Consider the following 21,273-nt stretch of genomic DNA (forward strand, 5'->3'; position numbering starts at 1 on the left):
TTGAATGCTTGTAAGACAGACGTACGAGCTTGCGTACGCGCCGACCTGTCGGTCCGTCAGCGGTCCGGCTCGGGATCCTTAAGCCAGTTCACCAGCTCGGTTGAGAAGGCCACGGGATCCTCCTCGTGCGGGAAGTGCCCCAGACCGTCGAACAGCCGCCAGCGGTACGGGGCTTCGACGTACTCCCCGGACCCGGCCGCACTGCGCGTCCGCATCACCGGGTCGAGCGAGCCGTGCAGGTGCAGCGTCGGGACCCGCACCGGCCGCTTCATCCGGCGGTTGAACTGAAGCCCGTCCGGGCGCGCCATCGACCGCATCATCCAGCGGTACGGCTCGATCGAGCAGTGCGCGGTGGACGGGATGCACATGGCCCGCCGGTACACGGCGAGGGCCTCGTCGGCCGAGTCGTCCTGGAGCCGGGGCCCCGACCAGTCCCGGATCAGCTCGCCCACGAGCGCCCCGTCGTCCGCGACGAGCTGCCGCTCGGGCAGGAACGGCCGCTGGAATCCCCAGATGTGCGAACTCGCACGCGTCTGCCCGAAGTCCGACAGCATCGCCGACCGCCAGCGGCGCGGATGCGGCATGGAGGAGACGACGAGCCGGCGCACCAGCTTGGGCCGCATCACGGCCGCCGTCCAGGCGAGGTAGCCGCCCAGGTCGTGCCCGACGAGCGCGGCGTCCGGCTCGCCGAGGGATCGTACGACCCCGGTGATGTCGAGCGCCAGGTTGGCGGGGTCGTAGCCGCGCGGGGTGCGGTCGCTGCCGCCGACTCCGCGCAGGTCCATCGCGACCGCGCGGTATCCGGCGTCGGCGAGCGCGGTCAGCTGGTGCCGCCAGGTCCACCAGAACTGCGGGAAGCCGTGCAGCAGCAGCACCAGCGGCCCGTCACCGAGCTCGGCGACGTGGAAGCGGGCGCCGTTGGCGGCGACGTCCCGGTGCGTCACCGCTCTGCCGCCGGGGAGGTCGAGCCGTACCGCCGTGGCAGCAGTGGGGGGATTGCTGGAGTCCGGGGTGGGCGCTGTCATGAGGACGAGCGTGCCACACCCACGGCCTTGTCACTCACCGGCCGCGGGTGCGGCTTGACGGTTCCGACGAGCGCCGCGGTCCGCTTGACGGAGGCGATGGACTTCTCCGGCGGCTTGACCTTCTTGAACTTGCGTACGGCGATCAGCCCGAGCAGGGCCGCGATCAGCCAGAACGCCACACCGACGATCAGGAAGGACGCCCAGAGCGGCAGCCCGAGGTTGTGGATCCCGTAGGCCGCGGCGAAGCTCAGCACCGGCAGGGAGAAGAGCACGAGCACCCCCGCGACGACGGCGGCGCCGCCGCCGATGCCCGCGCGCTTGACGTCCAGGCGCAGTTCCGCCTTGGCGAGGGCGATCTCGTCGTGCACCAGGGCGGACATCTCGGCGGTGGCCGAGGCGACCAGCTGGCCGAGTGTGCGCTCGGCTCCCTGCGCCTCTTGGTCCACTGCGCTCATCGCTCTCTCCCTCTGTCGTCTACTGGCGGCGGCTGTCCTCCGCGTGTGTCCGATCATGCCGGACGGTCGCCCTTGTTGCTGGACCCCACCGCCGCCGTCTCGGCCTTACGGCGGTGTTCCGCGGCCCGCTCCTCGTAGATCTTCGCCATCCGGAGGTGGTAGTCGGGCTTGTCCTCCTCGTAGATGTCCGGGATGCCGTCGTGGTCCTCGTCGCGCTCCTCGGCCTCGGTGAGCGCCTTGTACGTGCGGTTGCGGAGCTTGAGCATGACGCCCGCGAGCACGGCGGCGATGAGCGAGCCGATCAGGACGGCGGCCTTCACCTCGTCGGTGAGGACCTGATCGCCGGCGAAGGCGAGCTCGCCGATCAGGAGGGAGACGGTGAAGCCGATGCCGGCGAGCGTGGCCACGGCGAGCACGTCCGGCCAGGCGAGGTCCTCGTTCAGTTCGGCCCGGCTGAAGCGGGCCGCCAGCCAGGTGCCGCCGAAGATGCCGACGGCCTTGCCGACGACCAGGCCGAGGACGACGCCGAGGGTCTCGGGCCGGCTGAAGACCTGCCCGATGGCCTCGCCGGAAAGGGAGACACCAGCGGCGAACAGCGCGAACAGGGGCACGGCCAGACCGGCCGAGACGGGCCGGACGAGGTGCTCGATGTGCTCGCCGGGGGACTGGAGCTCGCCGTCCTTGCGGGAGCAGCGGAGCATCAGGCCCATGGCGACGCCGGCGATGGTGGCGTGCACGCCGCTGTTGTACATCAGGCCCCAGATGACCAGGGCGAGCGGGACGTAGACGTACCAGCCGTGGACGTTCTTGCGGAGCAGGAACCAGAAGAGGGCCAGGCCCGCGACCGCGCCGGCGAGGGCCGGGAAGTTGATGTCGCTGGTGAAGAAGACCGCGATGATCAGGATGGCGAAGAGGTCGTCGACGACGGCGAGGGTCAGCACGAAGGCGCGCAGGGCGGACGGCAGCGAGGTGCCGATGACCGCGAGGACGGCGAGCGCGAAGGCGATGTCGGTGGCGGTGGGCACGGCCCAGCCGTCCATCGATCCGTTGCCGAAGGTGTTGACCAGGACGTAGACCAGGGCGGGCACGGCCATGCCGCAGAGGGCGGCAATCACGGGGAGGGCGGCCGCCTTGGCGTCGCGCAGGTCGCCCGCTACGAGCTCGCGCTTGAGCTCGATGCCGGCGACGAAGAAGAAGACGGCGAGCAGGCCGTCGGCCGCCCAGTGCTGGAGCGAGAGGTCCAGGCCGAGGGAGGCGGGGCCGATGTGGAAGGACCGGACGCTGTCGTAGCCGTCCGCCACGGCCGGGACGTTCGCCCAGACCAGGGCGGCGATCGCGGCCAGCAGGAGCAGCACACCACCGACGGTCTCGGTGCGCAGGGCGCCGGCTACGAAGCGGCTCTCGGGGAACGACAGCCGGCCGAGCACCGTGCGGCTCTGGTTGCGGCTGTGGTTCTGGTCGTCGGTGGGGGCGGGCGCGGCCACGAGGGGGACCTCCGGTTGGTCGACGGCATGGCGAATGCGGTTGCCGACCAGACTTCCCGGCGCACCCTGTGGTCTTTCCTTACGCTTTCAATATTTTACAAGGGCGATCTTACGAGGGCGCACGTACGGGCGCATCCGGCGATCAACACTTTAAGTGCGAAAGGGGCATCCGGCGCGGCGCGCCGGATGCCCCTCACAGCTGGCGTACGGGGGTCTCAGTCCTCGCTGCCGGCGGCCGGAAGCTTGTTCTGGATCAGGTCCATGACCGAGGAATCGGCGAGCGTGGTGACGTCGCCGACCGCCCGGTTCTCCGCCACGTCGCGCAGCAGACGGCGCATGATCTTGCCCGAGCGGGTCTTCGGCAGCTCCTGCACCGGCAGGATCCGCTTCGGCTTGGCGATCGGGCCGAGCGTGGCACCCACGTGGCCCCGCAGCTCGGCGACCAGCGTCTCGGTCTCGGAGGCGCTGCCGCGCAGGATCACGAAGGCCACGATGGCCTGACCGGTGGTCTCGTCGTTGGCGCCGACCACGGCCGCCTCGGCGACCGAAGGGTGCGAGACGAGCGCCGACTCGACCTCGGTGGTCGAGATGTTGTGGCCGGAAACCAGCATGACGTCGTCCACCCGGCCGAGCAGCCAGATGTCGCCGTCGTCGTCCTTCTTGGCGCCGTCGCCCGCGAAGTACTTGCCCTCGAAGCGTGACCAGTAGGTGTCGATGAACCGCTCGTCGTCGCCCCAGATCGTGCGCAGCATCGACGGCCACGGCTCGGTGAGGACCAGGTAGCCGCCTCCTCCGTTCGGGACCTCGCGTGCCTCGTCGTCCACGACGGTGGCGCAGATTCCGGGCAGGGCGCGCTGCGCGGAGCCCGGCTTGGTGTGGGTGACGCCCGGCAGCGGGGAGATCATCATCGCGCCGGTCTCGGTCTGCCACCAGGTGTCCACGATCGGGCAGCGGTCGCCGCCGATGTGCTTGCGGTACCAGATCCAGGCCTCGGGGTTGATCGGCTCGCCAACCGAGCCCAGTACGCGCAGGCTCGACAGGTCGAACTTCGCGGGGATGTCGTCGCCCCACTTCATGAACGTACGGATGGCCGTGGGCGCCGTGTAGAGGATGGTGACGCCGTACTTCTGCACGACCTCCCAGAAGCGGCCCTGGTGCGGAGTGTCCGGCGTGCCCTCGTACATCACCTGGGTGGCGCCGTTCGCGAGCGGCCCGTAGACGATGTACGAGTGCCCGGTCACCCAGCCGATGTCGGCGGTGCACCAGTAGACGTCGGTCTCCGGCTTCAGGTCGAAGACCGCGTGGTGCGTGTACGCCGCCTGTGTGAGGTAACCGCCCGAGGTGTGCAGGATGCCCTTCGGCTTACCCGTGGTCCCCGAGGTGTAGAGGATGAAGAGCGGGTGCTCGGCGTCGAAGGCCTGCGGCGTGTGCTCGGCCGACTGCCGACCGACCACGTCGTGCCACCAGAGGTCCCGGCCCTCGGTGAAGGCGGTGTCCTGGCCGGTACGGCGTACGACGAGGACGTGCTCGACCTGCGGGCACTTGGCCACGGCCTCGTCGATGGCGGGCTTCAGGGCGGAGGGCTTGCCGCGCCGGTAGCCGCCGTCGGCGGTGATGACCAGCTTCGCGTCGGCGTCCTGGATGCGGGAGGCGACGGCTTCGGCGGAGAAACCGCCGAAGACGACGGAGTGCGCGGCGCCGACACGGGCGCACGCGAGCATCGCGACGACCGCCTCGGGGATCATCGGCAGGTAGACGGCGACGCGGTCGCCGGCCCGCACGCCCAGCTCAGTCAGGGCGTTGGCGGCCTTGGAGACCTCGTCCTTGAGCTCGGCGTAGGTGATCGCGCGGCTGTCGCCGGGCTCGCCCTCGAAGTGGAGGGCGACGCGGTCGCCGTTGCCGGCCTCGACGTGGCGGTCCACGCAGTTGTAGGCGACGTTCAGGGTGCCGTCCGCGAACCACTTCGCGAAGGGCGGGTTGGTCCAGTCGAGCGTCTCGGTCGGCTCGGTGTCCCAGGTCAGCCGACGCGCCTGCTCGGCCCAGAAGCCCAGCCTGTCCGCGTCGGCCTGTGCATACGCAGCCTCTGTCACATTGGCAGCGGCGGCCAGGTCGGCAGGCGGAGCGAAGCGTCGCTCCTCCTTCAACAGATTGGCCAGGCTTTCATTGCTCACGACATCTCCCTTTCCCAGGGTGTCCGTTGTGTCCCCGGGCATAGCTCATCAGTCAGCGGCCCAGGTGACAAGAGGTAGCCGAGAATTGGTTTAGACCTATAGCACGTCCGGGCTTCGGGTGGGAACGGCCTACCCACGCGTGCGACCGGCGTACCGACGGCGGACGAATGGGGTACGAGCGGCGTACGAATGCCCCCTCCCGCTGCAGGGTGCGGGAAGGGGCCAACCGATTGCACGGATACGGGAGGCTATCGGTTCAGGTGTTCTGGCCGACGCTGTCGAAGACGCGGCAGTCGAAGAAGTCCTCGCCCTCGGCCAGCAGGTACGCCTGCGCCTCGCCGACGTGGAAGTACATCCCGTGCAGCTCCAGCGTGCCCTCGGCGAGCCGTCGGGCCACCGACTCGTGGGCGCGCAGGTGCTCCAGCTGCTGCACCACATTGGTCAGGCACAGCTGCTCCACGGCGTCCGCCGGGAGCCGGCCCGCGATCCGGGCCCAGGCGTGGTGCCGGCTGCGCATCCGCTCCAGGCTGGGCAGCCCGTGCCGCAGCCACCGCCGGAGCGGCGTCGTCGGAGCCCCCGGCGAGGAGTTCAGCAGCGCCTGCATGGCCCCGCAGCCCGAGTGCCCGCACACCGTGATGCTGTCCACCTGGAGCACGTCCACGGCGTACTCGATGGCCGCCGCGACCGAGTCGTCGGCTCCGGGCAGCGGGACCAGATTGCCGACATTGCGCACCGTGAAGAGGTCCCCCGGGCCGCTGGCCGTGATCATGCTGGTCACCAGCCGGGAATCCGCGCAGGTGAGGAAGAGCTGCGAGGGCTGCTGCCCCTCGCGGGCCAGCCGGGCCAGCTCGTCCCGCACGCGGGGGGCCGTGTCGCGCTGGAAGGCGCTGATACCACTGGCCAGTTGGCCGGCTCCGGGTCGGCGGCGGGGCGTGGTGGCCGGGGCCTCGGAGGCCGCTGGGGTGTCGGCCGTACGGGTCCCGGTCGGCCGGTGGTCGCAGTGGTTCTTCCACGGCGTCCACGGCCGGCAGCACTGGTGCGCCCCGCGCTGGGGGCCGCGCCGGGCACCGGAGGCCCACTCGTTCCAGTCGGCCCGGGTGGCCCGCTCGGTCCCGGAGATCCGGGCCGTGCCCGAGCGGCCGGTTACCTCGACGGAGCCACCGTGCGCCAGTTGGGAATTCCGCCAGTCCTGGAGCGTCTCGTAGGCCGCGTGATCCATGAACGAGCCGTCCAGCTCGATCACCGCGTGTCCGTCGTGCGGGATCTGGTTCAGCACCCGGCTCAGCCGCGGCACGGCGAGGAAGGTCAGCTGCCCGCGCGCGCAGACCTGGTGGACCCCGCTGTCCAGGATCTCCACCGTGATCCGGGTACGGGCCAGCCGGTGCAGGGCCAGCGCGACGGCCACCGCGATGCCGATGGCGACGCCCTCCAGGACCCCGCCGAGCACCACCGCGACGATGGTCGTGCCGTAGACCACCACCTCCCGGTGCCGGGTGACGCTGCGCAGGTGCGTGATGCTGACCATCTGCACACCCACCGCCATCACCAGCGCCGCCAGCGCGGCCAGCGGGATCAGGTCGAGGACCGGGACGAGCAGTGCGGATGCGAGCAGCACCCAGAAGCCGTGCAGCATGGTCGACCTGCGGCTGACCGCACCGGACTTGACGTTCGCCACGCTGCGGACGGCCACGCCCGTGATGGGCAGTCCGCCCAGCGCGCCGGAGACGATGTTCGCCGCGCCCTGGCCGCGCAGCTCCCGGTTGAGATCGGCCCGGGGCGGGCGATTCGCCGTACCCCTCTCGGAGGCGATCAGCTTGTCGGTCGCGACCGACGACAGCAGGGACTCCACGCTGCCGACCAGGGTGATGGTCAGCACGGCGGCGATGATGCCGAGGACCGGACCCGCGGGCAGCTCGGGCAGCGCGTGACTGCTCCAGGACGGCAGGTCCACCCGGGGCAGGGTGAGCCCGGCCAGCGTGGCGACGGCGGTGGCCGTGGCGACGGCGGCGAGCGCGGCCGGCACCTTGCGCAGGGCGCGGCCGGCGCGCCCGGGCAGCCGCGGCCAGCTGAGCAGGACGAGCAGCGTCAGCGCGCTGACGCCGAGTGCGGCCGGATGCAGGTCGGCCAACTGGCCGGGCAGCCCTTGCACATTGGCGACGGCGGAGCTCTGCGGGGTGCCGCCGAGCACGATGTGCAGCTGGGCCAGCGCGATGGTCACGCCGATGCCCGCGAGCATGCCGTGCACGATGGCCGGGCTGACCATGAGCGCGGACCGGGCGGTGCGCAGGAGGGCGAGGCCGAGCTGGCAGAAGCCCGCGAGCACGGTGATGGCGCAGGTGGTGCGCCATCCGTAGTGCTGGATCAACTCGGCGGTGACGACGGTGAGTCCGGCGGCAGGGCCGCTCACCTGGAGCGGAGCGCCGCCGAACCGCCCGGCCACGATCCCGCCGACCGCCGCGGCGACCAGCCCCGCTTGGAGCGGTGCGCCGGTGGCCAGGGCGATACCCAGGGAAAGCGGCAGGGCGATCAGGAAGACGGCGATGGAGGCGGAGAGGTCGGCGGAGAGGCCGGCCGGTAGGTGCTTGCGGGGACCCGACGGGGGGCCGGAGCCGGTGGGGAGCTCTTCGGCGGGGTCTTGGGCGGGGTGTGTGCGTGAGGTAGCTGTCATAAGGTCCCGTCTCCTCGTGGGAGGGATGAAGGGGCGGGAGTCTCAACACTCGGTAAATGGATGGTAATGGAGAGTAAAGACCCTCGGGGGGTAATACGGGCAAATGGCCGACAAATTAGCGCGTGGGGGTGATTAAGCATTTTGTACGGCTTGTCACATCCTCCTCAAAGTGGGCCGCATGGGACGTTGCGGCCCGGAAGTCCTGCGATGGCACTGTGAGGGAGAGGTGGGGCGGATGATCGCCGCCACGAAGAAGATCGCCGCCATGAAGAAGACCGCCGGCGGCTTGGTCGCCACGGCGCTGGTCCTGGGAGCGGCGGGATGCGGCTCCTCCGAGCGTGCCGGGCCCGCGGGTTCCGGAGGGCAGGGCACGAAGGGAGGCGCCCGCGCCCCAGAGGCGCCCGGGAGTGTGAACCGGCCCATCGGTGACGGCTCGACCGCCTACACCGGCCCGCAGCCGAACGTACAGAAGGTGCGGAAGCTGAAGCCCGGCGAGAAGCCCCCGCAGTTCGTGGTCTTCTCGTGGGACGGGGCCGGCGAGGACAGCCAGAAGCTGTTCTCGCACTTCCGCGCGGTCGGCAAGAAGTACAACGCCCGAATGACGTACTTCCTCAGCGGCGTGTACATGCTTCCGGAGGAGAAACGTTCCCTCTATATCGCCCCCCAACACGCCCCCGGCCGCTCCGACATCGGCTTCGGTGACCTCCAGGGCATCAAGGACACCGCCACGCAGGTGCGCGCGGCCTGGCTGGAGGGCAATGAGATCGGCACCCACTTCAACGGCCACTTCTGCGGACCCGAGGGCGGCGTCGGCACCTGGTCCGTGGACGAGTGGAAGAGCGAGATCATCCAGGCCAAGTCATTCGTCAAGAACTGGAAGACCAACGCGGGTCTGAAGGGCATGCAGGCGCTGCCCTTCGACTACGAGAAGGAACTCATCGGCGCCCGCACCCCCTGCCTCGAAGGCCAGAAGAACTTCATGCTGGCCGCCAAGGCCATGGGCGGCTTCCGCTACGACTCCAGCGGCATCAGCAAGCAGATCTGGCCCAAGAAGAAGGACGGCCTCTGGGACCTTCCGCTGCAGCTCGTGCCCATCCCGGGCCGCGCGTTCGAGACCCTGAGCATGGACTACAACTTCATGGTCAACCAGTCCGGCTCGACCTCCCAGGGCGATCCCCTGCAGCACCGGTACTGGGGCGACCAGATGCGCGACGGCCTGCTGAAGGCCTTCGACCGGGCCTACCAGGGCAACCGCGCACCGCTGATCATCGGCAACCACTTCGAGTCCTGGAACGGCGGCACCTACATGCGCGCCATTGAGGAGTCCATCAAGGCCATGTGCACCCAGAAGGAGGTCCGCTGCGTGCCCTTCCGCGAGCTGGCCGACTGGCTGGACGCCCAGGACCCGAAGACCTTGGAGCGGATGCGCACCCTCGATGTCGGCCAGGCGCCGAAGGAGGGCTGGACGAAGTTCCTGACGGCGGGACCGCCGACGCCGTCGGCCGTGCCCGCGGGTCCGGCAGGGGTCAAGCCGGCTGAGGAGCCGGCTGATGCGGATGAGGACGAGGGCTGACGAGGTCCCCCTGCTCCTCCTGGGCGTCCCCGGCCTGTCCGATCGTCTCTTCCCGCCCCTCGTGGCTCTCCCGCCCCTCGCGGCCCTCTGGTTCCCCGCGGAGTTCCTCCCGCAGGACGAAGCCGGGGTCGACCTGGTCCGCCAGGTCGACCCCGGTCTTGGCGTTCCCCCAGCTCTCCGCGTTCTTGAGGTGGAAGCGCACCATCTGCTCGGTGTACCGGTCCCAGTCGCGGTGCGCGTACGAGTCGTCGGCCGCGTCCTGGAGGGCCTGGAGGGCGAGCCGGTTGGTTGCCTCCAGCAGCTCGAAGGCGGCCGGGCGACCCTTCTCCATGGCCCGTACCCAGTCGGAGTGCCCCACGGTCACCAGCAGGTCCTCGCCCACCTCGTCCTGGAGGAACTCGATGTCCTCCGGGCCCTGCACCTTGTTGCCGATGACCTTGAGCGCCACCCCGAAGTCCCGCGCGTACTCCTTGTACTGGCGGTAGACGGAGACGCCCTTACGGGTGGGCTCGGCGACCAGGAAGGTCACGTCGAAACGGGTGAACATGCCCGAGGCGAAGGAGTCCGAGCCGGCCGTCATGTCGACGACGACGTACTCGTCCGGGCCGTCGACCAGGTGGTTGAGGCAGAGCTCGACCGCCCCGACCTTGGAGTGGTAACACGCCACGCCGAGGTCGGACTCGGTGAAGGGCCCGGTGGCCATGAGCCGTACGGGGTCGCCGTCGAGCAGGACCGTGCGCGCGCAGGCCTCGTAGACCGGGTTGTCCTCGGTGACCCGCAGCAGGCGCGAACCCGTGCCCGGCGGGGTGGTCTTGATCATCATCTCGGCGGACGCGATGCGCGGATTGGAACCACGCAGATACTCCTTGATCAGGGGCAGGTGCGCGCCCATGGCGGGCAGTTCGGCGGCCTCGTCCTCGCCGAGTCCGAGCGCGGCGCCCAGGTGCTGGTTGATGTCGGCGTCCACCGCGACGACGGGGGCTTCATTGGCGGCGAGGTGGCGGATGAACAGGGAGGACAGCGTGGTCTTGCCGCTGCCGCCCTTACCCACGAAAGCGATCTTCATGTTCACCAAGGGTAGTGGACTGATCGCGCCTCGTGGTCAAGGTGAGTGAAGAAGACCACTCCAAGGAGGGGTCGGTGCTATGGGTGCGCAGTGCGTAGGCTCCCTACTTATGAGTAGCGCTTCTGACCCCGCTTCGGCCTCTGCTTCCGCGCCCGCTTCCGCGCCTCGCCCGGCCGGTGCGGCCGACCCGCTGGCGCCGCTGGGTGCGCTGCCGGGTGTCGCCGAGTCCGTGGATTCCGTACGCAAGGCCGTGGACCGGGTCTACGGGCACCGCGTGATGCGCCGCCGCAGTGCGGAGATCACCTCGGAGGCGGCGCTGCGCGGCGCTCGCGGGAGCGCTGCCCTGTCGGGGGCCGACTGGGCGCTGGAGGAGGTGCGCCGCCGGACCGACTTCGGGTCGGAGCCGGAGGCGTTGACGGTCGGTGCCGCGTTGCGGCTGACCGCCGAGGCCGGCCAGCTGCTGAGCATCTGGCGCCAGTCGCCGCTACGGGTTCTGGCGCGGCTCCACCTCGTCGCGTCGGGGTCGACGGCGGACGGGGACGTGGTGGGCCGCCCGCGCCTCGCGGGCGAACCGGTGGACGAGCCCCTGGTGACGCTTCCCCTACCGAGCGCCGAGGAGGTCGCGGGCCGGCTCGACGGCCTGTCCCGTCTGATCATCTCGGGCGGCTCCGCCCCGGCGCTGATCACGGCGGCGGTCGTGCACGGCGAACTGCTGGCCCTGCGTCCCTTCGCCACCTACAACGGGCTGGTCGCGAGGGCTGCCGAGCGCATCGTCCTGATCAACAGTGGCCTGGACCCCAAGGCGATCTGCCCGGCGGAGGTCGGTCACGCGGAGCTGGGGCGCGACGCCTATCTGGCCGCCTTCGAGGGGTACGTCTCCGGTACTCCGGAGGGGATGGCCGCCTGGATCGCGCACTGTGGGCGCGCGATCGAACTCGGTGTCCGCGAGTCGACGGCGGTCTGCGAGGCCCTGCAGCGCGGCGCGGCGTAACGGCTGCCCGCCGTCTCTGCTCGCTCGGCCATAGGGGCGTCGCGGCTCCGGCCGTCCCCCGACATGGGTTGCGGCGACACCGTGTTGCTTTGGTGCCGCCGCTGGCAATCACGCCGAGTTACCAAGCGTCCTCGATGGTTGCCCATCAGGCCGGGAACTTTGCCCGACACCTGGTGCGGCTGGCCCGTAATCGACGGGTCGACGTCGCGTGGGTGCCCGACGTTCATGCTTCGGTCCGTGGGCCTTACTGCGTTAAAGATGATCCTCTCGGATGTTCTTTGGTCTCGCGGGCCTTGACTCCTTTGTACTCCGCTGGGCAAGCAAGCGAAACCCCTAGCCGCACTTCTTTACTTATTTGGACAATTTCGGGTCAATCGGACAGGTGTTATCGCCACGCGACAGGACATTCGGACCTGTCTGCCTCAATGCTTCGACCCTTCAAGGCCTTCAAGGCCTTCAAGATCTCAGGGCCTCACCTGGCGACGGAGGTGGCAGCGGCGAGCGCTCCGGCCCGGCGTCGGCTCGCGTACCAGACCAGTCCGGCCGTCGCGGCCGCTGCGCCCACGGCGGCCGCGGCGACCAGCGCCGGCCGCGCGGGCATCGACAGCCCCGGCAGCCGCTGCTTCAGCCGCACCGGCCGGTTGAACACCAGCACCGGCCACTGCCGCGCCACGGCCTCCCGGCGCAGTGCCCGGTCGGGATTCACGGCGTGCGGGTGTCCGACCGCCTCCAGCATCGGGACGTCGGTGGCCGAGTCGCTGTAGGCGTAGCACCGAGCGAGGTCGTACCCCTCGGACTCGGCGAGCTCCCGTACGGCTTCCGCCTTCGTGGGGCCATAGGCGTAGTACTCGATCTCGCCGGTGAAGCAGCCGTCCTCCCCCACGACCATGCGCGTGGCGACGACGCGGTCCGCGCCGAGCATCTCCCCGATCGGTTCGACGACTTCCGCGCCGGAGGTCGAGACGATCACCACGTCGCGGCCCGCCGTGTGGTGGGCCTCGATGAGGGACGCGGCCTCGTCGTAAATGATCGGGTCGATCAGGTCGTGCAGGGCTTCGGCGACGATCTCCCGCACCTGCTGCACGTTCCACCCCTTGCAGAGGGCGGACAGATACTCGCGCATCCGCTCCATCTGATCGTGGTCGGCGCCGCCGGCCAGGAAGATGAACTGCGTGTACGCGGTGCGCAGCACGGCCCGCCGGTTGATCAGGCCGCCTTGGTAGAAGGACTTGCTGAACGTCAGAGTGCTCGACTTCGCAATGACCGTCTTGTCCAGGTCGAAGAAGGCTGCGGTGCGAGGCAAGGAGTGCGGCAAGGGCTGATTTTCCACGACCCGAGCATATGCGCCCACCATTCGGCGTAAAGTGTGGCGCGTGGGTTTGCCTGAGAAGGCTCTCGGGTACACCATGGAAGTCACGGATCGTTCGCGACCGTGCTAACCCGGTCTGGCTCCTCCCCCCCCGAGTCGGACCGTGGGGACGACCCCCGCTCTCCCCCCCGGCGGGGGTCGTCGCATGTCCGGACGCGGTTGGCGTCCCTGCCTTCGGCCCAAGTGATCATCCCTCTGGCTCCTTCCTCGTACCGGGGCCTGCGCGGCGAAGGCCCTCATCCCATCAGACTCGTGACGGTGCGTAGTAGTTCCGCAGCACTCCGGAACTCACCTGTGAGAGTGACCGGGTTATTCACAGTCGGCTGGTTATCCACAGTTTTTGAGCAAGATCCTCTTCTTTTTCCTGATCGCTGCACGGTGATTCCAGCCGCGAAGTCCGCGGCGCTGGATTTGCAGTGAGAAGGGGGCGGAGATCGTGGCTCGATCGAAGTCGTGTCAAGCGCCGAAGCCTGCGGAGACCGGTGGGAAGGGGCTGCCGACCCGTGCGGGTGGGGCGGTGCCGGGCGGCGGGCGGCCGCTGATCATCACCGAGGATCCCCTGTTGCTCGACGACCTGCTGCGGCTGTGCGCCGCCGCGGGCGCCGAGCCGCATGTGCAGCACGCGATGCCGGAGCAAAGCGCCGCGGGCGGGGACCCGGTCGCGGAAAGCCTCGGGAGCAGCGGGACCGGCGGGAGTGCCGAGAGGGATGGGAGCGTCGGATGGGACTCGGCGCCGCTCGTCCTGGTCGGGGACGACGCCGCCCGGCGGGTCCGCTGGGCGGCACCCCGCAGGGACGGGGTGTTCCTCGTCGGCCGAGACCTGGACGACCCCCTCGTATGGCAGCGGGCGGTGGAGATCGGCGCCGAGGAGGTGCTGCGGCTCCCCGACGCCGAGAACCTCCTCGTCGACCGCATCGCCGATGTGGTGGAAGGAGCCGGGCGGCCGGCCCTGGCCGTCGGGGTGATCGGGGGCAGCGGCGGAGCGGGAGCCTCCACCCTGGCCTGCGCGCTCGCCCTCCGGGCCGCCCGCGCTGGGGAGCGCACCATCCTCATCGACGGTGACCCCCTGGGCGGCGGTATGGACGTCCTGCTCGGAGGCGAGGCCGCGCAAGGACTGCGCTGGCCGGACTTCGCGGGCTCACGGGGGCGGGTCGGCGCCGGTGCCCTGGAGGAATCCCTGCCCGAGCTGCACGCACTGCGGGTGCTCAGCTGGGACCGCGGGGACCGGGTGGTGGTGCCGCCCGCCGCGATGCGGTCGGTGGTGGCCGCCGCGCGCCGCCGTGGCGGGGTCGTGGTGGTCGACCTGCCCCGGCGGGTCGACGAAGCCGTGGCCGAGGTCCTGGCCCAGCTCGACCTGGTGCTGATGGTGGTGCCGGACGAGGTGCGGGCGGTGGCCGCGGCGGGCCGGGTGGCGGCCGGGGTGCGGATGGTGGCTCGGGACGTGCGCGTCGTCGTACGGGGCCGCTCCCCGGGAGGTCTGGATCCCGAGGCCGTGGCCGGGCTGCTGGGCGCGCCGCTGGCCGGCGAGGTGCCGGTCGAGGTGGGGCTCCCGGGGCGGGTGGCCGAGGGCGAACCGCCGGGAGCCCAGGGACGGGGCGCGCTGGCCCGGTTCTGCGACGGCTTCTGGCAGCGGGCGCTCGGCTCCGCCCAGGGGGTGGCGGCATGAGCGCGGTACTGCTGGACGCGGTGCGCCAGCGGCTCGCCGAGAGCGGGGCGGAACCGACTCCGGCCCGCGTCGCGGCGGCGTTGAGGGCCCAGGGCCGGCTGCTCGGGGATGCGGAAGTGCTGGGTGTGGCGGCCGAGCTGCGGTCCGAGCTGGTGGGCGCGGGTCCGTTGGAGGCGCTGCTGGCCAACCCCGAGGTCACCGACGTACTGGTGGCGGCTCCCGACCGGGTGTGGGTGGACCGTGGTGGAGGACTGGAGCTGACGGGAGTGACCTTCGCCGATGCCGCGGCGGTGCGCAGGCTCGCCCAACGGCTGGCGGCCGTCGCGGGCCGACGGCTGGACGACGCGCGGCCCTGGGTGGACGCCCGGATGCCGGACGGCACTCGGCTGCACGCCGTGCTGCCTCCCGTCGCGGTGGGGTCGGCCTGTCTGTCGCTGCGGGTGGTGCGCCCGAGGGCGTTCACGCTGGAGGAGCTGGTCGAGGCGGGAACACTGCCGCCCGGCGGGCAGCGGCTGCTCCGTGACATGGTCGAGGCCCGGCTGTCGTTCCTCGTCTCAGGCGGGACCGGGACGGGCAAGACCAGCCTGCTCAGCGCCTTGTTGGGGCTGGTCGGACCGGGTGAGCGGATCGTGCTGGCAGAGGATTCGGCCGAGCTGCGCCCCGACCATCCGCATGTGGTGCGGCTGGAGACGAGGCCGGCCAATCAGGAGGGTGCCGGCCTGGTCACTCTGGCGGATCTGGTCCGCCAGGCGCTGCGGATGCGGCCCGATCGGCTGGTGGTCGGCGAGGTGCGTGGTCCGGAAGTCGCGGATCTCCTCGCGGCCCTCAACACCGGGCATGAGGGCGGCTGCGGCACGGTCCACGCGAATGCCGCCGCCCATGTACCGGCCCGGCTGGAGGCACTCGGGACGGCCGCGGGACTTGACCGGGCCGCCCTGCACAGCCAGTTGGCGGCCGCGCTGACGCTGGTGGTCCACCTGGTCCGGGACCGGGAGGGGCGGCGCCGGGTCGCCGAGGTCCATGTGCTGGAGCGGGACGCCGCCGGGCTGGTGGTCACCGTGCCGGCGCTGCGCTGGGCCGCGCGGGGCTTCGTACGGGAGCGGGGCTGGGAGCGGCTGCGCCCGCTGTTGCGAGGTGTCCGATGAGCGCCGGGACGGTGATGCCCCTGCCGGTCTTCGCCGGGGTGCTGTGCGCCGGGGCGGCCGCCTGGGTGCTGGCCGGGGGCGACCGGGTGTCCCGGCGGGCCCGGATGGTGCTGGCGGGCGGCGGGCCGGTGGTCCCGGGCGGGCCGGTGCGCTGGGAGCGGCTGGTGATCGCCGTACGGGTACGGGCGGCGCGGTGGCGGGAGTGGGCCTGCCTCGGCGCCGGGCTGGCGGTCGCCCTGCTGGGCGGGTCGGTGATCCCGCTGGCGGCGGGGGCGGCGGCGGTGCCGCTGGTGCGGCGGTGGCTGCGGGGCCGGGAGCGGGAGCGAGCCCGGGTGGCGCGGGCAGCGGAGGTGGTGGCGCTGTGCGGTGCGGCGGTGGGGGAGCTGCGGGCGGGGGCGCAGCCGGGGCAGGCGCTGACCGCGGCGATGCGCAGGACCGTCGCGGGCCCGGGCGGGCCGGGCGCGGCGGAGGCGGGGGTACTGGCCGCCGCGGCATTCGGTGGCGATGTGCCCGGGGCGCTGCGGCAGGCGGCGCGGGAGCCCGGAGCGGAGGGGCTGGCCGCGATGGCGGCCTGCTGGCGGGTGTCGGTGGACGGCGGTGCGGGGTTGGCGGCCGGACTGGACCGGCTGGAGGGGGCCCTGCGGGCGGAGCGGGACCGGCGGGAGTCCATGCGGGCCCAGTTGGCCGGGGCCAGATCGACGGCGGTGGTGCTGGCCCTGCTTCCGCTGGTCGGCCTGTTGATCGGCACCGGCCTGGGCGCCGATCCGCTGCGGGTGCTGCTGCACACCCCGGTGGGCTGGGGCTGCTTGCTGGCGGGCGGGCTGCTGGAGGCGCTGGGAGTGCTGTGGTGCCGACTGATCGTACGGACGGGGGAGCGGTGATGGGCGCTTTCACCGTCCACAGGCTGGGGATCGCGCTGTGCCTCGCGGCGGCGGTGCTCTGTATGGCATCGGCGGTGGCGGCGCGGGTCCGGGCGCGAGCGTCCGGGCGCAGGATCGCGGCCCTGCTGGGGGCGGAACCAGGACGCCGACGGCCGGTGCTGGGCTCCCGGATGCGCGGCCGGGTGGCGGGCTGGGCCTGGCCGGCCGGGGCGGTGCTGGCGGGCTGGGTGCTGATCGGCGGGGTGGGCGGCGTGGCCGCCGGGTGCGCGGCGGCGTACGGGGTGCGGCGGTGGCAGGGCAGAGCGCAGGCGCCGAGCGCGGTGGACCCGCGGGAGGCCGAGAGCCAGCTTCCCTTCGCGGCGGATCTGCTGGCCGCGTGCCTGGCGGCCGGAGCGGGGCCCGTGGAGGCGGCGGAGGTGGTGGGCGAGTCGCTCGGCGGCCCGGTGGGGGAGCGGCTGGCGCTGGCGGGGGCGGAGCTGCGGCTCGGCGGCGAACCGGGGGCCGCGTGGGGGAGGTTGGCGGAGATACCCGGCGCCCGGACGCTCGCGGAATGCCTGGAACGGGCCGCCCGCACGGGCTCGCCGGCCGCGGAACCGGTCTCCCGGCTCGCATCGGCCCTGCGAGCGGACCGGAGCCGCCAGGCGATCGCCCGGGCACAGCGGGCGGCGGTGCTCGTCACCGCGCCGGTGGGGCTGTGTTTTCTCCCGGCATTCCTCGCGATCGGGGTCGCTCCGGTGGTGATCGGGATGGCTTCCGGTCTTCTCTCGAACACCTGAAATCACTGCAAGAACAAAAAATCAAGGAGGTTGCCATGAGGATCATCTGGTTTCGTGTGCGGACGGCGCTGAGCGGTCGTGGGAGCGACGCGGGGATGTCCACTTCGGAATACGCCATGGGCACGATCGCGGCCTGTGCATTCGCGGCCGTTCTGTACAAGGTCGTGACGAGCGAAGTGGTCGCCACGGCCCTTCAGTCGACCATCGGGAAGGCGCTCGATGTGCCGTTCTGAGGGAAAGTCCCGGGAAATGAGTGACCGGGGTTATGTGACGGCGGAGGCCGCCCTGGTGATCCCGGCGCTCGTGCTGTTCGCTGCGCTGCTGGTGTGGGCGCTGATGGCGGCGGCAGCGCAGATCCGTTGTGTGGACGCGGCCCGGGCCGGTGCCCGGGCGGCGGCCCGCTCCGAGACGTCGGAGGTGGCGGTGGCGGCGGCTCGGGCGGCCGCGCCGCCGGGGGCCGAGGTGGAGGTGGAGCGGACGGGCGACCTCTGGCGGGTCCGGGTGGCGGCGCCGGCGCCGGGGCCGGGCGGGCTGCCCGTACGGCTGGGCGCGCAGGCGGTGGCCCTGGCGGAGGACAGCGTGGGGCCGCCGCCGTGAGCCGGGACCGGGGCTCGGCCACGGTGTGGGCGGCGCTGGTGGCCACGGTGCTGGGGGCGGTTTTCGGCGGCGTGCTCCTGCTCGGTCAAGCCGTGGTGGCCCGCCACCGGGCGGCGGCCGCCGCTGACCTGGCGGCCCTCGCGGCCGCGGCGACCTGGGCGCACGGCCCGGAGACCGCCTGCGCGACGGCACGACGGGTCGCCCGCGCTCAGGCCGCGGCGCTGACCGCCTGCCGCGTCGAGGGTGAGGTGGCGGAGGTGACGGCCCGCGCCGCGACGGGGCCCTTCACCCCGGGGATCCGGGCCCGCGCGGGTCCGCCCCCCGACACGCCGCCCCGGCCGGGATCCGCTGCCGTCACGGCCGAGGCGGCCCGTGCCCCGAGGTGCCCGGGAACTGCTGAGTGTCCGGAGCGGGTGGGGTGGGCGGCGCTTCGGAGAGGAGGCGGGTGAGGAGGCGGATGGCGCCGCGCTTGTGAAGGGGGTCGTTGCCGTTGCCGCATTTGGGCGACTGGATGCAGGACGGACAGCCGGCCTCGCATTCGCAGGAGGCGATCGCGTCACGGGTCGCCGTCAGCCAGGCGTGGGCCGTGTGGAAGGCCCGCTCCGCGAAACCGGCGCCGCCGGGGTGGCCGTCGTAGACGAAGACCGTCGGGAGGAGGGTGTCGGGATGCAGCGGCACGGAGACGCCGCCGATGTCCCAGCGGTCGCAGGTGGCGAACAGCGGGAGCAGGCCGATGGAGGCGTGCTCGGCGGCGTGCAGGGCGCCGCCGAGGATCTCCGGGTTGATCCGGGCCTCGTCGAGCTGCTCGTCGGTGACCGTCCACCACACGGCCCGGGTGCGCAGGACGCGGGGCGGCAGGTCCAGTTTGGCCTCGCCGAGGACCTCGCCGGTGATCAGTTTGCGCCGCAGATAGGAGACGACCTGGTTGGTGACCTCGACGGAGCCGTAGCAGAGCCGGCCGCGGCCCCACGGGATCTCGGTCTCGGTCTCCAGGACGGAGATGGAGGTGATGTCGCGGGCGGTGGTGGAGAAGGGCGGGTTGGCCTCCTCCACGAGGGCCACCGGTCCGTGCGGGTCGTCCAGGTCCAGGCGCTGCACCAGATAGGTGCGCCCTTGGTGGAGGTGGACGGCCCCGTCGTGGACGGCGGTGTGCGCGGCCGATTCGTCGACCGTGCCCAGCAGCCGGCCGGTCTCGGACTCGACGATCTGCACCGGGCGGCCGCCGCCGCCCCGGATGTCGGTCAGGTCGGAGGCCCTCTCCCGGCGGGTCCAGTGCCAGGCCGTCGCCCGGCGGCGCAGCAGCTTGGCCGCCTCCAGCTGGGGGATCAGTTCTGCGGTCGCCGGACCGAACAGCGCCAGGTCCGGCTCGGTCAGTGGCAGCTCCGCCGCTGCCGCGCACAGGTGGGGGGCGAGGACGTACGGGTTGTCGGGGTCCAGCACGGTGGCCTCCACCGGCTGCTGGAACAGCGCCTGCGGGTGGTGGACGAGGTAGGTGTCCAGCGGGTCGTCCCGGGCGACCAGCACGGCCAGGGCGCCCTGGCCGGCGCGGCCGGCGCGGCCTGCCTGCTGCCACAGGGAGGCCCTGGTGCCGGGGTAGCCGGTGATCAGGACGGCGTCGAGCCCGGAGACGTCCACGCCCAGCTCCAGGGCGGTCGTAGCGGCCAGACCCAGCAGCTCGCCGGAGTGCAGGGCCCGCTCCAGGGCCCGACGCTCCTCGGGAAGGTAGCCGCCCCGGTAGGCCGCGACCCGCCGGGCCAGAGACCGGGAGCCCGTGGCGCCGGCCGCCGATGACGCTTCGGAGAGCCGCTCCTGGGTGATCAGCGCGATCAGCTCGGCGCCGCGACGGGAGCGGACGAAGGCGACCGTACGGACCCCTTGGAGGACAAGGTCCGTGAGCAGGTCGGCGGTCTCCGCCGTGGCGGTGCGGCGTACGGGAGCGCCCCGCTCGCCCCGCAGATCGGTGAGCAGCGGCGGCTCCCACAGGGCGAAGACCACCTCGCCGCGCGGGGAGGCGTCATCGGTGATCTCCGTCACGGGGAGCCCCGTCAGCCGGGAGGCGGCGGCCGCCGGGTCGCTCGCGGTGGCGGAGGCCAGCAGGAAGACCGGTTCGGAGCCGTAGCGGGCGCACAGCCGCCGCAGCCGGCGCAGGACCTGCGCCACGTGGGAGCCGAAGACCCCGCGGTAGGAGTGGCATTCGTCGATCACGACGTAGCGCAGGGCGCGCAGGAAGGAGGACCAGCGCGGGTGGGCCGGAAGGATCCCGCGGTGCAGCATGTCGGGATTGGTGAGGACGTAGTTGGCGTACTGGCGCACCCATTCGCGTTCCTCGACCGGCGTGTCACCGTCGTAGACCGCGGGGCGGACCGCGTTGCCGAGCGGGGCGGCCAGTTCTCGTACGGCGCGCCGCTGGTCGGCCGCCAGGGCCTTGGTGGGGGCGAGGTACAGGGCCGTCGCGCCCCGGCCGTTAGGGGCCTCGGCGCCGTCCGCGAGGGCGGACAGCACGGGCGCGAGATAGGCCAGCGACTTGCCCGAGGCGGTACCGGTGGCGACGACCACGGATTCGCCGTCCAGGGCGTGCTCGGCGGCCGCTGCCTGATGCTCCCACGGATGTTCGATCCCCGCGGCCTGGATGGCGGCCACGACATCCGTTCGGATGCGGTCGGGCCAGACTGCATGACGGCCCGCCCGAGGGGGCAAGTGCTCCGTATGAGTGATGCGAGCAGCTCGCGAAGGCCCCCGTGACAGCCGGTCCAGGACCGTGCCGGGGGTGGGTCTGGCGTCCTCGGGTGCCGTGGGCCGACCGGGACGGTGAGTATTGGCCATTGGAACCGAGTGTGTCACTGGCGTGCGGGACAATGGTCCGAAGGCGTCGTGCGCGCCTGCCGGTAAGTGATTGAATGCCATCGCGGCAGCCAATCCCTCCCCAACCTTCGGGCGGGGAGGCCCCTAGGGGGCGCCGCTCGATAGCAAGGTGCTGGAGGATCCGTGGACCTGTCCCTGTCGACTCGCACTGTCGGCGACCGCACGGTCGTAGAGGTCGGTGGCGAGATTGATGTGTATACCGCGCCCAAGCTGCGCGAGCAGTTGGTCGAGTTGGTGAACGACGGCAGCTACCACTTGGTTGTCGACATGGAGCGAGTGGACTTCCTCGACTCCACCGGACTTGGTGTGCTTGTGGGAGGCCTCAAGCGCGTCCGCGCGCACGAGGGTTCGCTGCGCCTGGTGTGCAATCAGGAGCGCATCCTGAAGATCTTCCGCATCACCGGTCTGACCAAGGTGTTCCCGATCCACACCACTGTGGAAGACGCCGTCAGCGCCACCGACTGAGGGCTCCTGCGGCAAGGAGCCGACGAGGAGAACGGGGGTACCGGGCCACGGGTGGCCCGGGCCCCTGTCAAGGCACGCC

At 71.8% G+C, this 21,273-nt stretch carries 18 protein-coding genes; 10 read left to right on the forward strand and 8 right to left on the reverse strand.

Features of this window, described 5'->3' with window-relative positions:
- Nucleotides 1-56: 56 nt before the first annotated feature.
- From ABZX75_RS11565 to ABZX75_RS11585, 5 genes are all read right to left on the reverse strand, one after another.
- Nucleotides 57-1,025 (reverse strand): alpha/beta hydrolase, encoded by a 969-nt coding sequence (locus ABZX75_RS11565; protein WP_355409961.1) that lies wholly within the window; start codon nucleotides 1,023-1,025, stop codon nucleotides 57-59.
- The gene (locus tag ABZX75_RS11570) at nucleotides 1,022-1,480 is read right to left on the reverse strand and encodes a phage holin family protein (RefSeq protein ID WP_355409962.1); all 459 of its coding nucleotides are present in this window, start codon (nucleotides 1,478-1,480) and stop codon (nucleotides 1,022-1,024) included. The genes ABZX75_RS11565 and ABZX75_RS11570 overlap by 4 nt, the downstream gene beginning before the upstream one ends.
- 53 nt (nucleotides 1,481-1,533) lie before the next feature.
- The gene (nhaA, locus tag ABZX75_RS11575; RefSeq protein ID WP_355409963.1) at nucleotides 1,534-2,964 is read right to left on the reverse strand and encodes a Na+/H+ antiporter NhaA; all 1,431 of its coding nucleotides are present in this window, start codon (nucleotides 2,962-2,964) and stop codon (nucleotides 1,534-1,536) included.
- 215 nt (nucleotides 2,965-3,179) lie between these two features.
- Complete coding sequence (gene acs, locus ABZX75_RS11580) at nucleotides 3,180-5,177, reverse strand: acetate--CoA ligase (protein WP_355409964.1); 1,998 nt, start codon at nucleotides 5,175-5,177, stop codon at nucleotides 3,180-3,182.
- 214 nt (nucleotides 5,178-5,391) lie between these two features.
- Entirely contained in the window at nucleotides 5,392-7,803 is a 2,412-nt protein-coding gene (locus tag ABZX75_RS11585; protein WP_355409965.1) for a SulP family inorganic anion transporter, read from the reverse strand.
- A 235-nt stretch (nucleotides 7,804-8,038) separates the two neighbouring features.
- On the opposite strand from ABZX75_RS11585, the gene ABZX75_RS11590 reads away from it, so the two are divergent.
- On the forward strand, nucleotides 8,039-9,376 hold the full coding sequence (locus tag ABZX75_RS11590) for a hypothetical protein (RefSeq protein WP_355409966.1): 1,338 nt from the start codon (nucleotides 8,039-8,041) through the stop codon (nucleotides 9,374-9,376).
- On the opposite strand, the gene ABZX75_RS11595 is transcribed toward ABZX75_RS11590, so the two are convergent.
- Complete coding sequence (locus ABZX75_RS11595) at nucleotides 9,330-10,442, reverse strand: ATP-binding protein (RefSeq protein ID WP_355409967.1); 1,113 nt, start codon at nucleotides 10,440-10,442, stop codon at nucleotides 9,330-9,332. The genes ABZX75_RS11590 and ABZX75_RS11595 overlap by 47 nt on opposite strands.
- A 109-nt stretch (nucleotides 10,443-10,551) precedes the next feature.
- On the opposite strand from ABZX75_RS11595, the gene ABZX75_RS11600 reads away from it, so the two are divergent.
- On the forward strand, nucleotides 10,552-11,433 hold the full coding sequence (locus ABZX75_RS11600) for an oxidoreductase (protein WP_355409968.1): 882 nt from the start codon (nucleotides 10,552-10,554) through the stop codon (nucleotides 11,431-11,433).
- A gap of 472 nt (nucleotides 11,434-11,905) precedes the next feature.
- Here ABZX75_RS11600 and ABZX75_RS11605 read toward each other — a convergent pair whose 3' ends face one another.
- Entirely contained in the window at nucleotides 11,906-12,787 is an 882-nt protein-coding gene (locus tag ABZX75_RS11605; protein ID WP_355409969.1) for an HAD-IB family hydrolase, read from the reverse strand.
- A gap of 532 nt (nucleotides 12,788-13,319) precedes the next feature.
- On the opposite strand from ABZX75_RS11605, the gene ssd reads away from it, so the two are divergent.
- The 7 genes from ssd to ABZX75_RS11640 are packed head-to-tail and all read left to right on the forward strand — an operon-like array spanning nucleotide 13,320 to nucleotide 18,316.
- A complete protein-coding gene (gene ssd / locus ABZX75_RS11610; protein WP_355409970.1) occupies nucleotides 13,320-14,468 on the forward strand; it encodes a septum site-determining protein Ssd in 1,149 nt (382 codons plus the stop codon).
- A complete protein-coding gene (locus tag ABZX75_RS11615; RefSeq protein ID WP_355409971.1) occupies nucleotides 14,465-15,613 on the forward strand; it encodes a TadA family conjugal transfer-associated ATPase in 1,149 nt (382 codons plus the stop codon). Before ssd ends, ABZX75_RS11615 begins: the two co-directional genes overlap by 4 nt.
- On the forward strand, nucleotides 15,610-16,494 hold the full coding sequence (locus tag ABZX75_RS11620) for a type II secretion system F family protein (protein ID WP_355409972.1): 885 nt from the start codon (nucleotides 15,610-15,612) through the stop codon (nucleotides 16,492-16,494). The genes ABZX75_RS11615 and ABZX75_RS11620 overlap by 4 nt, the downstream gene beginning before the upstream one ends.
- Entirely contained in the window at nucleotides 16,494-17,270 is a 777-nt protein-coding gene (locus ABZX75_RS11625; protein ID WP_355409973.1) for a type II secretion system F family protein, read from the forward strand. The genes ABZX75_RS11620 and ABZX75_RS11625 overlap by 1 nt, the downstream gene beginning before the upstream one ends.
- A 35-nt stretch (nucleotides 17,271-17,305) precedes the next feature.
- Nucleotides 17,306-17,503 carry a DUF4244 domain-containing protein gene (locus ABZX75_RS11630; RefSeq protein WP_355409974.1) on the forward strand — a complete coding sequence of 66 codons (198 nt, stop codon included), beginning with the start codon at nucleotides 17,306-17,308 and terminating at the stop codon, nucleotides 17,501-17,503.
- 16 nt (nucleotides 17,504-17,519) lie between these two features.
- Complete coding sequence (locus ABZX75_RS11635) at nucleotides 17,520-17,867, forward strand: TadE family type IV pilus minor pilin (RefSeq protein ID WP_355409975.1); 348 nt, start codon at nucleotides 17,520-17,522, stop codon at nucleotides 17,865-17,867.
- Nucleotides 17,868-17,914: 47 nt separating this feature from the next.
- Entirely contained in the window at nucleotides 17,915-18,316 is a 402-nt protein-coding gene (locus ABZX75_RS11640) for an Rv3654c family TadE-like protein (protein ID WP_355410125.1), read from the forward strand.
- Here ABZX75_RS11640 and ABZX75_RS11645 read toward each other — a convergent pair.
- Nucleotides 18,222-20,771: a DEAD/DEAH box helicase gene (locus ABZX75_RS11645; RefSeq protein WP_355409976.1), complete on the reverse strand. Its 2,550-nt coding sequence runs from the start codon at nucleotides 20,769-20,771 to the stop codon at nucleotides 18,222-18,224. The two genes, ABZX75_RS11640 and ABZX75_RS11645, sit on opposite strands and share 95 nt — an antisense overlap.
- 81 nt (nucleotides 20,772-20,852) lie before the next feature.
- Between ABZX75_RS11645 and bldG the strand changes: the two genes are divergently transcribed.
- Entirely contained in the window at nucleotides 20,853-21,194 is a 342-nt protein-coding gene (bldG, locus tag ABZX75_RS11650) for an anti-sigma factor antagonist BldG (RefSeq protein WP_073917433.1), read from the forward strand.
- Nucleotides 21,195-21,273 lie beyond the last annotated feature (79 nt).

The sequence above is a fragment of the Streptomyces sp. NPDC003038 genome (assembly GCF_040611115.1).
GTDB lineage: Bacteria > Actinomycetota > Actinomycetes > Streptomycetales > Streptomycetaceae > Streptomyces.